This is a genomic window from Methylohalomonas lacus, from assembly GCF_024808875.1.
GTDB classification, from domain to species: domain Bacteria; phylum Pseudomonadota; class Gammaproteobacteria; order Methylohalomonadales; family Methylohalomonadaceae; genus Methylohalomonas; species Methylohalomonas lacus.
Map to the genome: position 1 here is coordinate 1 of NZ_JANUCT010000029.1, position 15,720 is coordinate 15,720.

The window sequence follows — 15,720 nt, forward strand, 5'->3', positions numbered from 1 at the left end:
GCTATGACAAACTGCAGCGAAACTATGCCAGTATGATTGCGTTGGCCTGCGCGATAATCTGGCTGCCCATGTGAAAGATCAACAGGCCCTAGTAACTGGTGAGTGGCGATACCTGCGCTTATGGGAGAGAACCGACCAACAGCGCGAAGCGCCACCTTGTTCCTTCTCCCTTGATGGGGAATATAAGAGCCTGCTGGCCTGCTGCCTCCTTGGGCTTGGTTACACTCTATCAAAGTGTCCACCAAACCGGCAGCAGGCCATCCCGCGTCCCCGCGATTGGAGCGGGCATCCCGCTCCCACACGACCCATCTGGACCTGTCCCCGCCAAACCGGCAAAATAGCGCCTCTTTCGCACCCCGAGCAGGAGTTCACCGCATGAGCGCTTCGAAATCCAGGAAGCTGAACAAGGTCGTTCTCGCCTATTCCGGCGGCCTCGACACCTCCGTCATCCTGAAATGGCTGCAGGAGGAATACGGCTGCGAGGTCGTCACCTTCACCGCCGACATAGGCCAGGGCGAGGAAGTTGAACCGGCGCGCGCCAAGGCCCAGAAGCTCGGGGTCAAGGATATCTACATCGAGGATTTGAATGAAGAGTTCGTCAAGGACTATGTCTTCCCGATGTTCCGCGCCAATGCCGAATACGAGGGCGAATACCTGCTCGGTACCTCGATCGCGCGGCCGCTGATCGCCAAGCGCCTGGTCGAGATCGCCGAGGAAACCGGTGCCCAGGCCATCTCCCACGGTGCCACCGGCAAGGGCAACGACCAGGTGCGGTTCGAACTCGGTGCCTACGCGCTCAAGCCGGACATCAAAATCATTGCACCCTGGCGCGAATGGGATCTGAACTCGCGCGAAAAACTGCTGAATTATGCCGAGAAGCACGACATAGCGGTCGAGGGCAAGAAAAAGAAGAACGAGGCGCCCTACTCCATGGACGCCAACCTGCTGCACATCTCCTACGAGGGCGGCGAACTGGAAGACCCGTGGTACGAACCGGAAGCCGATATGTGGCGGCGTACGGTCGACCCGGAACTCGCCCCCGACCAGCCAGAGTACGTCGAGATCACTTTCAAGAAAGGCGACCCGGTCGAGTTCAACGGCAAGAAACTGTCACCGGCGAAGATGCTGCGCAAGCTGAATGAAGTCGCCGGCATGCATGGCATCGGCCGCGCCGACATCGTCGAGAACCGCTACGTCGGCATGAAGTCACGCGGCTGTTACGAAACACCCGGCGGCACGTTATTACTGAAAGCACACCGTGCAATCGAATCGATCACGCTGGACCGCGAACTGGCGCACCTGAAAGACGACTTGATGCCGCGCTACGCCACGCTGATTTACAACGGCTACTGGTGGAGCCCGGAACGGCTGTCCATGCAGAAGCTGATCGACGATACGCAGACGCGCGTCAACGGCGTTGTCCGGCTGAAACTGTTCAAAGGCAACATGATGGTCGTCGGCCGCAAATCCGAAACCGACAGCCTGTTCGATCAAAGCATCTCGACCTTTGAGGACGACAAGGGTGCCTACGATCAAAAGGACGCGGAAGGGTTTATCAAGCTCAATGCCCTGCGGCTACGTATACAGAACAAGCAGAAGTAATGTCAGCTCCAAACACCCCTGCCTGGGGAGTCCGCCGAAAAGGATATCGCTAAAGCCTGGCAATATAATGAACTCCAGATCAGGCGCTACTCAGCAAGTGGTATAGTCGTAGGAGATTCCTTTTTAACGCTCGAATATACGCTCAGTGCGGTAACCGTGACCAAAATCAGCGCCATGCCGAAAATCTGTAGTGCGGCCAGGCTTTCATTTAAAACCACGACACCGAATAGCGACGCGGTAACCGGCTCGACCATAGCCACAATTGAGGCCACGGCCGGCGCCGTATGGTTAAGACCGATAATGTAGAGAACGAAAGACAATCCGGCGCCAAGCACGCCCAGGATCACGAACAGTGGCCAACTCGGCGTACTCAGCACTGCCACGGTCTGCTCGGCATCGCTAAGGCCGATGAGTATGGCGGTGAGTACCGCGAACGCTATAACGAGAATCGCCTGCGGGCTGCCGTGCGGGGCCGCATACTTGAATCCGAAAATGAATACCGCATAGGACAGGCCGGAAAGCAATCCGGCAATGGCGGCGATTAGCGTTACGTCATCCGCTCCAACCTCGTAAATACCGGTAAGCAGCACGATGCCAAGTATCACCATCGCGATCGCGGCCCACTTGGGCAGAGTGGGTCTTTCGAGCTTGAGTGTAAAAGACACGAGATAGACGAACACCGGTGCGCAGTACATCAGGGTGGCTGCAACCGCGACACTGCCCTCCGCGATGCTCACGAAATAAAACGCGAAGTTGCCAGCCACACCCACACCGGCGATCGCCGACCAGAACCATAATCGACGGCTTGCCAGTCCGCTGCCGCGTGGGCGTAACACCAGCCAGACGAGAACGAACAACAGCCCGATCGCGCCGCGGTAGAACGACACCACAACCGGGTCCCAGCCCTGGCCAGTGAGAATGCCACCGATGCCGCCTGACAGCCCCCAGCATAGTGCCGCAAGCACTACGAACATCGTACTCAGGCCCAGCATCTTGTCTGATGGAATTAAACCCGTCGGGGCAGCTGTGTCCCGTACCATTCTGCAAATCCTCTATCATTAGTTCCAGGTAAGTTTTGAACCGCAGCTTTTTCTGGTAGGCAACTTCTTTGAGTTACCAATGCAAAAGGCCAACGCTACATAGGCTGTATAACGCTACGGTAAAGGACACCAACGGCGAAGCGCATAGTTGGTATCCCATTTTAGCTGCCGGTTATAAAGACGTTTCCTCAAGCAGGAGGTCGATGCTGGCCAGCTTGAACTTCTTGAAAGTACCACCTTCCTCAAACGACCAACCTTATGGCATTTTCGACTTATATCCCAAGCAGCTGGACAATCTCCTGATTCTAAAGATTGCCCTGTCTGATCAAGCTATAACTCGTTGATTAAAACAGCGCAAGACGCTACGTGTTCAGGTGCGTGGTTTCCGAAATGACAATAGTATTTAATCTGTTATCGCGAGGCCTACAGGCGCCGTAGCGATCCCGGCAAGTTGTTTTCTCCTGGCCAAAAGTCGGCATGACGGAATCTTCCGGTCTTCTCGTTACGCCGCGGCGTGGCCATCCGCCGGTAACGATCAACTGCCAGCATGACGGGTGGGCGCGAGAATCTCAATACCATTGTCAAGACCTCACTGACTGGCCCATGGGTCAAGACTGCTGACAAGGCACGAGTACTTGAGCGATAAATATCGACTATTGATATATAAATCAAAATCAATTTGCTTAATGACGCATGCCTGTTTAATTTTGCATGTGGCACTAAAATTTAAATGTGTTTAAAGCCGGACGGGCTTTATCAAAATACTTGTAAATCGCTGCAGTGCAGCATAGTTGGAGGTAATTATGGCCGCAATTCCCAAGGATGTCGCCAATGGTGGCAAATGCCCGGTGATGCATGGTGCGCGTACGGCGCTGCACGGCGACGGGCCGGGCAACGATTACTGGTGGCCCAATCAGCTCAATCTCTCGATTCTTCATCAGCATTCCGCCCTGTCCAACCCCATGGGCGAGGATTACAGCTACAAGGAAGCCTTCAAGCAACTCGACGTCCAGGCGCTTAAGAAGGACTTATTCGCACTGATGCGCGAATCGCAGGACTGGTGGCCGGCCGATTACGGCCACTATGGTCCGCTGTTCATCCGTATGTCCTGGCATGCCGCGGGGACCTATCGCATGGGTGACGGCCGTGGCGGCGGCGGTACGGGTTCGCAGCGTTTCGCGCCGACCAACAGCTGGCCGGATAACGGCAACGTCGACAAGGCGCGTCGGCTGCTCTGGCCGCTCAAGCAGAAATACGGCAACAAGGTGTCGTGGGCCGATCTGATCATCCTCGCCGGCAACTGCGCGCTGGAAGACATGGGCTTCAAGACCTTCGGCTTCGGCTTTGGCCGCGAGGACATCTGGGAATCCGAGAATGATGTTTACTGGGGCGCCGAGGAAGAATGGCTGGCCGACAGCAGCGACAGGAAGAGCCGTTATTCAGGCGATCGCGAACTCGAACAGCCGCTGGCCAACGTGCAGATGGGTCTGATCTACGTGAACCCGGAAGGCCCGGACGGCGAGCCGGATCCGTACAAGGCCGCGCAGGATATCCGCGAGACTTTCAGTCGCATGGCGATGAACGACTACGAGACGGTCGCGTTGATCGCCGGCGGCCACACCTTCGGCAAGTGCCACGGTGCTGTGCCGGAAGACAATTGCGGGCCAGCACCCGAAGCCGCACCCATTCAGGAACAGGGTCTCGGCTGGCTCAACAAGCAGGGCAACAGCAACGAATTCGCAATCACCAGTGGCATCGAGGGCGCCTGGTCGCCACAGCCGACGCAGTGGGACAACAGCTATTTCGACATGCTGTTCGGTTACGAGTGGGAACTCGACAAGAGTCCCGCCGGCAAGCATCAGTGGACGCCGAAGAACGTCGCGGACAAGGATCTGGCACCGTGCGCGCACGATACGTCCCAGCGCGAGAAGACCATCATGCTGACGACCGACCTGTCGCTGAAGGTCGATCCGAACTACGGGCCGATCTCGAAGCACTTCCACGAGAATCCGGATGAGCTGGCGGATGCCTTTGCCCGCGCCTGGTTCAAGCTGATTCACCGCGACATGGGTCCGAAGTCGCGTTATCTCGGTCCGGAAGTGCCGGCAGAGGACTTGATCTGGCAGGACCCGGTGCCAACCGTCGATCATGAGCTGATTGATGACCAAGACATCAAGGCACTGAAGAAGACCCTTCTCGATTCCGGCCTGTCCATCGGCGAACTGGTCTCCACCGCCTGGGCCTCGGCGTCGACGTTCCGCGGTTCCGACATGCGCGGCGGTGCCAACGGTGCACGCATCCGGCTTGAGCCGCAGAAGAACTGGGAGGTCAATCAGCCCAGGCAACTGGCGAAGGTACTCGACAAACTTGAGGGTATCCAGAAGGACTTCAACAACAAGCAGTCTGGTAACAAGCGGGTATCGCTCGCCGACCTGATCGTGCTTGGTGGCAACGCCGCGGTCGAAGCGGCGGCGAAAAAGGCCGGCACCGACATCGATATCTCGTTCTACCCGGGACGCACCGATGCCTCGGCGGAATGGACCGAGGTGGAAAGCTTCGACGTACTCGAACCGGTGGCCGACGGTTTCCGCAATTATCAGAAGACACGGTTCACCGTGTCGGCCGAGGAGATGCTTCTGGATCGGGCACAGCTACTGACGTTGACCGCACCCGAAATGACCGTGCTCGTCGGTGGCATGCGTATGCTGAACACCAACGTCAATGGTTCCAGCCATGGTGTGTTCACCGACAAGCCCGAGACGCTATCGAACGACTTCTTCAAGAACCTGATAGACATGAGCAACGAGTGGGTCATCACGGACGACCAAGAAGAAGAGTTCGAACTGCGCGATCGCAAGACGGGCAAGGTCAAGTGGACCGCCACCCGCGTCGATCTTGTCTTCGGCTCGAACTCGCAGCTGCGTGCCATCTCGGAGGTTTATGCGCAGAACGACGCGCAGGAGAAGTTCGTGCGTGACTTCGCCGCTGCGTGGAACAAGGTGATGAACGCGGATCGTTTCGATCGGCTGTAATCACTGCAGCGTATCAGAAGAACCGGGCGCAGCCAGGGATTGGCTGCGCCTACAGAGTTATTGTGCCCAAATCACCCAGTACCAGCCTGCCAGTCCCAGTGCAATCATGAAACCAAGACCGATAATGCTTCTGGAAACATGCATTGATGACAGGTGCTTTTTCATGTCCGGACGACTTTCAATATAGAGGTCAACGATTTCCTTCGATCGTTTCAGGCTTGTGCCGTTGATCCGGCTGACGTGCTTGATGGCTCCGAGCCTGTTGCCCTTTTGCAGCGCCTGGACGGCTTCCGGCGGTAACGCCGGTTCGCTGTTGTTCACGTTTTTTATTCCCCTATTCACGACTTCATTGCTTGCCGGGACAGCCTCGGACCCTTAATCATCAAGGGAAGTGATCAAAGATTTTTTCTTTGATGCCATCTACATCGAGATTCGATCGTCAGCTGTGGCGACTGACTAAAAATGCCCCGCTAAAGGCTAGTACATAATTTCCGGAATTGCGATTTATGGTTTTTTGCGTATTCGTAGGCAAGAGCTCTTTTCATTCACCCCCATCCCAACCTTCGCCCATCAAGGGGGAAGGAGTCTATCAAGTGCCTTTTTTTTTTACGAGATGTCGGATTACCGCCTGACGAGTTCCGGAGTAACGTCGAGGTTTAACTGTCCCCTATTCGTAACGACTGTGGCACACCATGCGGTAGTGCGTGAACTTCAGGATGCAAGACGTGGGCGATCATTTCCAGGCTGTCGACAAGGCGCGGGCCGGGACGGCTGAAATATTGCGAACCATCGATGATATAGACCTGGCCCTTCTGTACGGCCGGCAGGTCCTGCCAACCTTCGACCCGATCAAGCAGCGGCAAGTCCTGCTTTGTGCGTTCGACGTCGTAACCGCAACAGGCGATGAAGACGAACTCCGGTTGACTGGCAATGACGGCTTCCCAGGTCAGCCGTTTCGAACGCTCGCCTTCCCTGCCGAGTACTTCCTCGCCGCCGGCCAGCCGGATGATTTCCGGCGTCCAGTGACCTGACGAGAACGGCGGGTCCAGCCATTCGAGCAAGGCGACGCGCCGGCGGCGGTGCACCGTTTCGAACCGGCCCGTTACGGCATCAATGCGTGACTGCAGTTCACTGATGGCCGCCTCGCCCTGACGCTCGGCACCGGCGGCCCTGGCCAGGTCGCGCAGCGATTCGAGCATCTCATCCAGGGTATGCGGTTCCAGGTTGATGATGGCCGGCCGGCCCGGCAGGTCGCGAGCAACGGCCTGCACCTCGGACTCAGCCACGGCGCAGACGTCGCACAGCGCCTGGGTCACGATGAGATCGGGCTGCAGCTGCCGGAGTTTTTCATGGTCCAAAGCGTACAGCGCCTTGTCCTGTTGCAGGCGCTCTTGCACCAGCCGATCGATATCGCCGCTGCCGGCATCGGCCGGGATAAACGAGCGGGTGACGTGAGGCAGCTGCTTGACCGACCCGGGATAGTCACACTCGTGACTGACGCCGACGAGCTGGTCCTCTAGGCCGAGCGCGCAGACCATTTCGGTGGCGCTGGGGAGCAGGGATACGATTTTCATGGGCATCATTCTGACATAGGGAAGCGCCCGCGTAGATTGTGAAATATACGGTTACTGTACCCCGATAAAAGTTCTCTTTTCAGAGAACTTTTATCGGGGTACAGTTGGGGCCATGACGCTTCGCGCCTTTTTCATCGACTTCAACGCCTACTTCGCCTCGGTCGAGCAGCAGCTGCGGCCCGAACTGCGCGGTCTACCGGTGGGCGTGGTGCCGGTGATGGCCGAGACAACCTGCTGTATCGCCGCCAGCTACGAGGCCAAGGCATTCGGCATCAAGACCGGCACGCAGGTCGCCGAGGCGCGGCGGCGCTGCCCGGGTATCCAGATTGTCCAGGCGCGGCCGCCGGTGTACGTCGACTTTCACCACCACCTGGTCAAGGTAGTCGGGGACCAGATTCCGGTCGACAGAGTGCTGTCGATCGACGAAATGGTCTGCACACTGGATCGCCGCCAGAGCCAGCGGACGGTGGCCGAGGATCTGGCCCGGCAGGTCAAGCAGGCGATCTACGCCGCAGTTGGCGAGCAGATGCGCTGCTCGATCGGCATCGCACCGAACGGTTTTCTGGCCAAGCTGGCATCGAAGCTGGAAAAGCCGGATGGGTTGGTGGTCATCGAAAAGGAAGCACTGCCCGAACGGCTGTATGGCGTTGACATCAACGAACTCTACGGTGTCGGCCCGCGCATGATCGAGCGGCTGAACAACCTCGGCATCTTCACCATGGAAGATCTCTATGCGGCCAGCAAGGCGACGCTGCAACACGCCTGGAATGGCATCGAGGGCGAGCGCATGTACGAGCGGCTGCGCGGCGAGCAGGTGTACACGCCACCGACGCGCAAGAGCAGTCTCGGTCACTCACATGTTCTGGCGCCGGAGTCACGCTCACCACAGGCGGCCTGGGCCATTATTCAGAAACTGCTGCAGAAAGCCGCAACCCGGCTGCGCCATGAGCAACTGGTCAGCGGCCGGCTCCTGCTACAGCTCGACTATTTCGACAAACGCTCCTGGCGCGACAAGCTGAAGCTCGACCCCTCCGACGACACGCTGGAACTGTTGCGGGCGCTGAAGATGCTCTGGCGGCGCCGGCCCCGGGAAGCACCGCCGCTGTTGCGGGTCGGCGTGGTACTGGCCGACCTCGGGGAAAAGCGTGGCCATACGCTGTCGCTGTTTGCCGAGGCGGATAACGAGCGCGAGCAGCTGAACATGGCCATGGACGCCATCAATGAAAAGTTCGGCCGCCACAGTGTCTACTTCGGCGGCGCCCACACGGCCCGCGACAGCGCGCCGATGCGCATCGCCTTCACCCACATTCCCGATCCGCAGCTCGAGGGCGACACATGAGACCGAGTCTAAAAGTGGCCATAACGCATTGTTTTGACAAAAAACCGGGTCAAGAATGATCGTTCTGTGAGGGGCTTCACGCGCATATCGCGCAAGAATGTCGTACGCTTCTAATGTTGTGCTGGTGCCGCGCCGCGCCCGGCACGCCTTTCCGCGAATGTTTGCTCGTGTCAGGAGCCGTAACGATCATGGCAGAAACAAGCGACGACGCCCTGACGGGCAACGACAGCACCGCCGCCGATAGCAATGCCGGCGATGCACTTGGCCTGGCGCTTGACGACCGGCCCGTGAACACCGAGGTCAACCAGCAACGCGAGCAACTGCGCGCCCTGTTCCGCCAGGCGCCCCTCGGCATCAGTGCCGTGGTGGTACTGACGGCCGTATTGACGACCGCCTTCTGGAACACGGTACCGGATTACCTGCTGCTGCCATGGCTGGCATTTCTCGGTCTCAACAGCGCACTGCACAGCTTCATCCTGCACGAGTACACCCGTAACGAGAAACGCATCGCCGCGATCACTTCGTGGACGCGCTACCAGACCACGCTGGCCGGTGCCAGCGGCCTGGCCTGGGGTATCGGCTTTGCCCTCATGCTGCCGTACCTGAGCGGCGGTCAACAGACCTTCTATTTGATGCTGTTGTGCCTGCTTTGTACCGCGCACCTGCCGGTGCTGGCCGCCGTACTGAACAGCTACGGCAGTTTCCTGCTGGTAAGCACATTGCCGGCCATCCTCGGTTTGGTCTTCGTCGCCGACAATATTGCCGTCACATGGCTCGGTGGTCTGGTCCTTATGGTCGCCGGTCTGATGATCGCCGCCTGGAATTACCATACCGTACTGCTGCGTGCCTTTCGCCTGGCCGAGGACGCCCAGCAGTATACCGCCTCGCTCTACGAAACCAATGAAAAGAACCGCGTCGCCAACCTGCAGCTGAAAAAGGCCGTTCACGACCAGGAGCAAAACGGGCTCAAGCTCAATGCCGCACGCCTGTCGTCGGAGCTGACGCTGAATTCGATCAAGGAGGCCGTGATCACAACCGACCTCGACGGTCGCATCATCTACATGAATCCGCTGGCGGAGGAATACTGCGGCTGGTCGGCAACGACCGCCAACGGCCGCAGCAGCACCGACATTATCCGCATCATCGACGAACAGAACCGCGTCCGTATCGAGGATCCCGTCCATCGCTGCCTGCAGAACCGCAGCACAGTCCAGGGCAACGACTACTCCATTCTCGTGCGCCAGGATGGTCTCGAATACGGCATTGAATTCGAGACCACGCCACTGCGCGACGGCCAGGGTGAAATCCGCGGCGCGGTACTGGCGATCCGCGATGTGAGTCAGCGCCGCGACCAGTTGCGCACACTGTCATGGCAGGCTACCCACGATCCATTGACCGGTCTCATCAACCGGCGCGAATTCGAACTGCGCATGGAAAACCTGCTGGAAAAGCATACGATCGAGGAGCGGGAGCACGCCCTGTGTTTCATCGATCTGGACAACTTCAAGCTGATCAACGATACCTGTGGGCATATTGCCGGCGATACGTTACTGAAGAAAATTGCCGGGCAACTGCGTGAACGTATTCGTGATACGGATACGCTGGCGCGGGTCGGTGGTGACGAGTTCGGCCTCATCCTCTACAGCTGCGATACGGAACGCGCCCGTCTTATCGGCGATGGGCTGCGCAATACCCTGCGCGACATGCAGTTTGAATGGGAAGGTTACAGCTTCAATGTCAGCGCCAGTATCGGCATCGTGCCCATAGACAATACGACCACATTGCTTAACGATGCGTTGCGCAGCGCCGACACCGCCTGCTATCAGGCCAAGGAACGCGGTGGCGACCAGCTGGTCATCCACGCTCCCAACAGTCATGCCCCGCAAGACGAACAGAGTGAATCGCGCTGGATCGAATCAATCATGCAGTCGATCCATGGTCGTCACTTCAAGCTCTATTCACAGACGATAGAGCCACTGGATTCGTTCAACCCGGTAAACATCAACGAGATCCTGCTGCGCGTCTGCGACCCCGACGGCCGGCTGATCATGCCGCGACGTTTTCTCAGCGTCGCACAGCGCTACCACCTGCTGCCGCAGATTGACCTGGCCGTCCTCGACAGCGTGCTTGAGTTCATGCACAGTCACAAGGCATTCCTGCAGGACAACGAACGCATCAACATCAACCTGTCGTTGCAGACCATCAACGACCCGCGCAGCCTGGATAGAATTGCGGAAATGCTGAAGGAAAGCGGCGCCATAGCCAACCGGCTGTGCTTTGAACTGGGTGAGAGGGCGCTGGTCAGCGAACCCGATCGTAGCGCTGAGTTGCTCAACATGTTACACAGAAATGGCTGCCGCGCTGCGATCGACGACTTCGGTTTCAGTCTCGGTGCGTTCCGCTACCTGCAGTCACTCAATCTTGATTACATCAAGATCGACGCCCGGCAGATGCAGGATCCGCAGCCGCGTTCACTCGACTACACCCTGATCGAATCCATCAACCAGCTCAGTCATCGCATCGGCGCACAGACCATCGTCAAGAACATAAGCAACCAGAACGTGCTCGACGCCCTCCATGAGATTGGGGTCGATTACGTCCAGGGCTACATCATCCGGCGGCCGGAACTGCTCAGCGAGGTTTACGCCGAGGACCATCAAGCCGATGTCGGCTAATCGTGATAGCGCCAGGCGCGCGCGATCCAGTAATCCAGACTGAGATAACGCCCGGCACCGATGAAGAACAGCGCCAGCAGCATGATGAAGTAGGTTGCAGCGAACTCGATGCCATTGTTCAGGACCACGAAATTGCCCTGCTCGGTCAACCAATTGTAGTTACCGTGTTCGCGCAATATATCCTTTGCCTTGTCCAGCCGCGTCACTGCCGCCTGCGCCGCCTCACAGTTGAACAGGCACATGGTCGGGTCGGCGATCGCCTGCCAGCCATTTTTCAGATGGACACTGAATATGGCTACCAGCATGGTCACCATCAATGGAATGGAAAACCAGCGCACGGCGAGTCCGAGCAACAGGGCAGCACCGCCCAGCACTTCGGAATAGGCGGCAAGAAAGGTCATCAACCATGGCAGTGGCAAACCCAGCCCCCAGTCGGGATTGCCAAACCAGGATACCGTATTGGCATCCGGCATGAACCCGTCGAGTTTATTACTGCCGGCTATCAGAAAGATCGGTGCCAGGTATAAGCGCAGCAGTAACGGCGCGATGAAATCCACACTCCGGGTTTGATCCAGCCAGTCCTGCAATCGATTGAGCATGCGCAACATGAAACCTCCTCCCTTGACCTGTCATGAGGCCGGAATGATTGATTGTTAATGGTTGCGGGTTAGATGCGCGTGCCGAGCAGGATGTTACATTGATGCAGCCGTTGCAGTGCCTGTTGACCGCCGCTCATGACAGCCTCGGGATTGGGATGATTGATTTCACCGATGATCTGCTCGATATGTTGCTGACCCGTGCCATCGCCTGACTGGATCAGGTCCACCAGCCGGGCCGTTACCGGATTGAGCTCCATGAAACCGACCCTGTCTTCAACATTACGGTAGACGACCAGGTAGGTGGGCTGTTCGGGCGCAACTTGTGGCAGATTGTCGGGGCCCAGCTGGTGCACTGGCCAGGTGTAGGCGACCGGGTTGGCCAGTGGACTGAGTACCGGCACGCCGGCCAGCAGATCACCGTCAGCGTCGATGCCGGTCATGTCGATTTCGCGCGGGTCGATCGCCGTCGCCGTTTCCAGCCATTCGTAGTGGGCCAATTCCGGCATCCACGGCGGATCGTCCTGCGCATCGCGCTCCTGCTCAAGATACTTCAGAAACTCGGTCGGCATCTGCGGAAACAGCGGATTGGTCGCCTGGTGATTGCGGAAATAGTCACGCATCATCATTTGCCAGCGCTCGTCGTCCACTAATGAACGCAGTACCGGAAACGCGTTGGCTATGAAGTTGGCGACATTATTGAAGAGTAATCGCCGATAGATTGCCATGCGCCGATCCTCGACATCCGCCGGAGCCGGCTCATGCTCGGGATCACGCAGGTGACGGGTAAAGTGGTACTGGATATCGCGGAAACTGTCAGGCGCTGGCATGCTGGGGTAACGCTGCGTCTGCCGCATGACGCTGCTGGAACTGGCTGATCGTCTCGACCTCGCTCAGCAGGGTGTCCAGTGGCGGAATGTTGAAATCACGCTCAAGCAGGGTCGGAAATACGCCGAACCTTGCATAGGCCTTATCGAGCAGATCCCAGACCGGGTCGATGACATCGGCACCGTGGGTGTCGACGCGCAGGTCCTCGGCTTCCTCGGAATGACCGGCAATGTGCGAGTAGGCGATGCGTTCGGCCGGTAGCGCGTACAGATACTCGACCGGGTCGTAACGATGATTGATGCTGTTGACGTAGATATTGTTAACGTCGAGCAGTAACTGGCAGTCGGCGCGTTCCAGAACGGCATTGATGAATTCGATCTCGGTCATCTGCTGACCGGGCGCGGCATAATAGGACACATTTTCCACGGCCAGCCGCCGGCCGAGAATGTCCTGGGCGCGCTGAATGCGTTCCGACACGTAGTCCACCGCCTCTTCCGTAAACGGTATCGGCAGCAGGTCGTACAGGTGCGCATCGTCACCGCAGTAGCTCAGATGTTCGCTGTAGCAGCGGATGTTGTGCGTGTCGAGAAACTGGCGCACGCGATGCAAAAAGGCTTCGTCCAGCGGCGCTGGACCGCCAAGATTCAGTGACAGGCCGTGACAGACAAACGGGTAACGCTCGGTCATCTGGCGAAACAGCCGGCCGTTGCGACCGCCGATATCGATCCAGTTTTCCGGCGCGACCTCGTAGAAGTCGACCTTATCAGACGGCCGGTCTGCCAGCGGGCCGAGAAAAGCCCGCCGCAGACCGAGACCGGAACCCTCTACAGGATATGCAGATGGCATAAGTATCAAATGCTCAGGCTGGTGCGGTCAATTAACCGCCGCACTTGCCCTCACCGCATTTGCCTTCACCATCCTTTTCACCACACTTACCTTCGCCATCCTTTTCACCACACTTGCCTTCACCGTCCTTTTCACCACAGTTGCCCTCGGCAACCTTGTAGCTGCTGCTGTGCTCGGTCATGGTGAAAGGATTGTCAGCGGCACTGGCCAGCGGGCTGGCAGCCAGCGAGACAGCAAAAGTGGTCGCCGCGGCGAGGGATAGATTCGACTTCGTAGACATAACATAACCTCCGGTTATTGACTGGGGACCCCGTAATCAATCGGGGGACTACTTGTCAGGGCAGGGCTCAACAGGCTTCCCAACTTGCCCTGTACTGGCAGATTAGATGCAGCAAGCGACCCAGTGTTACAACCTGGCCACGGCCGACATCCTGTTCTGGGGATTACGAACTGGTTGACCCTGCAGATGCAGGCAAAGTTCGCGCTAGGGGCATCGCTTTCGACCAGCCTGACCGGTGGGCCGGAATCCCTGCGATAACTTATTGATTGGCCAGTCAATCGTCCTGTCGTTGGCGCAGCTGCGGGAAGAGGATGACGTCACGAATAGTGGCCGAGTCGGTCAGCAGCATGACCAGCCGGTCGATACCGATGCCCTCGCCGGCAGTCGGCGGCAGGCCGTGTTCCAGCGCGGTGATATAGTCGGCATCGAAATGCATGGCCTCGGCGTCGCCGGCCTGCTTGCGCTCGGCCTGCTCGCGAAAGCGCGCCGCCTGATCCTCGGGATCATTCAGTTCGGAAAAACCATTGGCCAGTTCGCGGCCGGTGACGAACAGCTCGAACCGGTCGGTAACCGCCGGGTTGCTGTCGCTACGCCGCGCCAGGGGTGACACCTCGATCGGAAACTCGGTGATGAAAGTCGGCTGCTCGAGCTTGCCCTCGACCGTCTCTTCAAAAATCTCGAACTCGATCGCACCGATGCCGGGATCGCCCTCGATCTTGAGGCCCAGTCGTTCGGCCAGCGCGCGGGCTGACTCCAGCGAGGCAAAGTCAGCGTCGGTCACGCCTTCGTTGTACTGCTTCACCGCCTCGCGCACGGTCAGGCGCTGGTACGGCGCCGCCATGTCGATGCACGTGCCCTGGTATTCGATCGTGGTCGTGTCGAAGATGGCTTCAACCAGGCCGGTCAGCAGCGTTTCGGTATGTTCCATCAGGTCACGATAGTCGGCGTAGGCCTGGTAGAACTCGAGCATGGTGAACTCGGGGTTGTGCCGCGGCGACAGCCCCTCGTTGCGGAAACTGCGGTTGATCTCGAACACGCGTTCCAGGCCGCCAACCACAAGTCGTTTCAGGTACAGCTCCGGCGCGATACGCAGGTAGAGATCCATGTCGAGGCTGTTGTGATGGGTAATGAACGGCCTGGCCGTCGCGCCGCCGGGAATCGGGTGCATCATCGGCGTCTCGACCTCGACAAAGTCGCGCTCGCGCAGAAACTGGCGAATGTGATCGAGAACCCGGCTGCGCACGTCGAACACGCGCCGACTGTCGTTGTTCATGATGAGATCCAGATAGCGCTGGCGATAGCGCGTTTCCTGGTCCGACAGGCCGTGGAATTTTTCCGGCAGCGGCCGCAGCGATTTCACCAGCAGCTGCAGTTCCTGCACGTGCACCGACAGCTCACCGGTCTTGGTCTTGAACACCTTGCCACGCGCGGCGACGATGTCGCCCAGATCCCAGTCCTTGAACTGTTTGTAAACGCCCTCGGGCAAATCGTCGCGACGAATATAAAGCTGGATGCGGCCGCTACGATCCTGCACGTGCGCAAACGCCGCCTTGCCCATCACCCGGCGCGTCAGCATGCGCCCGGCAACGGCGACCTCGATGCCCGCCTGTTCAAGTTCCTCGGCCGATTTGTTTTCGTGCTCGGCAAGAATGGCCGCCGCGGTCGTATCCGGCTTGAAATCGTTCGGATAGGCATTGCCCTGCTCACGCAGACTGTCCAGCTTGGCACGGCGCTGGGCGAGGAGGTCGTTCTCATTATTCTCGGACATGGTTCTGATAAATTACTCGATTTTTGTGATCCAGATTCTTATGCAGTATCTCGTATCTCGTATCTCGTATCTCGTATCTCGTATCTCGTATCTCGTATCTCGTATCTCGTATCTCGTATCTCGTATCTCGTATCTCGTAT

The 15,720-nt window shown here is 58.2% G+C and carries 12 protein-coding genes; 4 read left to right on the forward strand and 8 right to left on the reverse strand.

From position 1 onward, the window contains the following. Positions 1 to 375: 375 nt before the first annotated feature. Entirely contained in the window at positions 376 to 1,602 is a 1,227-nt protein-coding gene (locus tag J2T55_RS12965; protein ID WP_259057779.1) for an argininosuccinate synthase, read from the forward strand. Positions 1,603 to 1,688: 86 nt separating this feature from the next. On the opposite strand, the gene J2T55_RS12970 is transcribed toward J2T55_RS12965, so the two are convergent. Next, on the reverse strand, positions 1,689 to 2,594 hold the full coding sequence (locus J2T55_RS12970) for a DMT family transporter (protein WP_407660104.1): 906 nt from the start codon (positions 2,592 to 2,594) through the stop codon (positions 1,689 to 1,691). Between the two features lie 851 nt (positions 2,595 to 3,445). Between J2T55_RS12970 and katG the strand changes: the two genes are divergently transcribed. Next, on the forward strand, positions 3,446 to 5,674 hold the full coding sequence (katG, locus tag J2T55_RS12975) for a catalase/peroxidase HPI (protein ID WP_407660102.1): 2,229 nt from the start codon (positions 3,446 to 3,448) through the stop codon (positions 5,672 to 5,674). Between the two features lie 57 nt (positions 5,675 to 5,731). Here the strand turns inward: katG and J2T55_RS12980 are convergent, their stop codons facing one another. Both J2T55_RS12980 and J2T55_RS12985 read right to left on the reverse strand, forming a co-directional pair. Beyond that, entirely contained in the window at positions 5,732 to 5,995 is a 264-nt protein-coding gene (locus J2T55_RS12980; protein ID WP_259057782.1) for a hypothetical protein, read from the reverse strand. Between the two features lie 335 nt (positions 5,996 to 6,330). Further along, positions 6,331 to 7,248, reverse strand: coding sequence for a cobalamin-binding protein (locus tag J2T55_RS12985; RefSeq protein WP_259057784.1), 918 nt, complete (start codon positions 7,246 to 7,248; stop codon positions 6,331 to 6,333). 112 nt (positions 7,249 to 7,360) lie between these two features. On the opposite strand from J2T55_RS12985, the gene J2T55_RS12990 reads away from it, so the two are divergent. Beyond that, positions 7,361 to 8,587, forward strand: coding sequence for a Y-family DNA polymerase (locus tag J2T55_RS12990; protein ID WP_259057786.1), 1,227 nt, complete (start codon positions 7,361 to 7,363; stop codon positions 8,585 to 8,587). A gap of 188 nt (positions 8,588 to 8,775) precedes the next feature. Next, complete coding sequence (locus tag J2T55_RS12995; protein WP_259057788.1) at positions 8,776 to 11,262, forward strand: EAL domain-containing protein; 2,487 nt, start codon at positions 8,776 to 8,778, stop codon at positions 11,260 to 11,262. Here the strand turns inward: J2T55_RS12995 and J2T55_RS13000 are convergent. From J2T55_RS13000 to lysS, 5 genes are all read right to left on the reverse strand, one after another. Next, positions 11,259 to 11,870, reverse strand: coding sequence for an HvfX family Cu-binding RiPP maturation protein (locus tag J2T55_RS13000; RefSeq protein ID WP_259057790.1), 612 nt, complete (start codon positions 11,868 to 11,870; stop codon positions 11,259 to 11,261). The genes J2T55_RS12995 and J2T55_RS13000 overlap by 4 nt on opposite strands. Positions 11,871 to 11,929: 59 nt before the next feature. Beyond that, positions 11,930 to 12,688 (reverse strand): HvfC family RiPP maturation protein, encoded by a 759-nt coding sequence (locus tag J2T55_RS13005; RefSeq protein ID WP_259057792.1) that lies wholly within the window; start codon positions 12,686 to 12,688, stop codon positions 11,930 to 11,932. Beyond that, positions 12,675 to 13,532 carry an HvfB family MNIO-type RiPP peptide maturase gene (locus J2T55_RS13010; protein WP_259057794.1) on the reverse strand — a complete coding sequence of 286 codons (858 nt, stop codon included), beginning with the start codon at positions 13,530 to 13,532 and terminating at the stop codon, positions 12,675 to 12,677. The genes J2T55_RS13005 and J2T55_RS13010 overlap by 14 nt, the downstream gene beginning before the upstream one ends. Positions 13,533 to 13,563: 31 nt before the next feature. Continuing rightward, a complete protein-coding gene (locus tag J2T55_RS13015) occupies positions 13,564 to 13,812 on the reverse strand; it encodes an HvfA family oxazolone/thioamide-modified RiPP metallophore (RefSeq protein WP_259057796.1) in 249 nt (82 codons plus the stop codon). A gap of 274 nt (positions 13,813 to 14,086) precedes the next feature. Next, positions 14,087 to 15,580, reverse strand: a complete 1,494-nt coding sequence (gene lysS, locus J2T55_RS13020; protein ID WP_259057798.1) for a lysine--tRNA ligase — start codon at positions 15,578 to 15,580, stop codon at positions 14,087 to 14,089. Positions 15,581 to 15,720 lie beyond the last annotated feature (140 nt).

Excerpts from the sequence above, each read along its gene's own strand:
- J2T55_RS12965 (WP_259057779.1), top strand. The coding sequence starts at position 376 with ATGAGCGCTTCGAAATCCAGGAAGCTGAACAAGGTCGTTCTCGCCTAT.
- J2T55_RS12970 (WP_407660104.1), bottom strand. The coding sequence starts at position 2,594 with ATGCTGGGCCTGAGTACGATGTTCGTAGTGCTTGCGGCACTATGCTGG.
- katG (WP_407660102.1), top strand. The coding sequence starts at position 3,446 with ATGGCCGCAATTCCCAAGGATGTCGCCAATGGTGGCAAATGCCCGGTG.
- J2T55_RS12985 (WP_259057784.1), bottom strand. The coding sequence starts at position 7,248 with ATGAAAATCGTATCCCTGCTCCCCAGCGCCACCGAAATGGTCTGCGCG.
- J2T55_RS12990 (WP_259057786.1), top strand. The coding sequence starts at position 7,361 with ATGACGCTTCGCGCCTTTTTCATCGACTTCAACGCCTACTTCGCCTCG.
- J2T55_RS12995 (WP_259057788.1), top strand. The coding sequence starts at position 8,776 with ATGGCAGAAACAAGCGACGACGCCCTGACGGGCAACGACAGCACCGCC.
- J2T55_RS13000 (WP_259057790.1), bottom strand. The coding sequence starts at position 11,870 with ATGTTGCGCATGCTCAATCGATTGCAGGACTGGCTGGATCAAACCCGG.
- J2T55_RS13005 (WP_259057792.1), bottom strand. The coding sequence starts at position 12,688 with ATGCCAGCGCCTGACAGTTTCCGCGATATCCAGTACCACTTTACCCGT.
- J2T55_RS13010 (WP_259057794.1), bottom strand. The coding sequence starts at position 13,532 with ATGCCATCTGCATATCCTGTAGAGGGTTCCGGTCTCGGTCTGCGGCGG.
- J2T55_RS13015 (WP_259057796.1), bottom strand. The coding sequence starts at position 13,812 with ATGTCTACGAAGTCGAATCTATCCCTCGCCGCGGCGACCACTTTTGCT.
- lysS (WP_259057798.1), bottom strand. The coding sequence starts at position 15,580 with ATGTCCGAGAATAATGAGAACGACCTCCTCGCCCAGCGCCGTGCCAAG.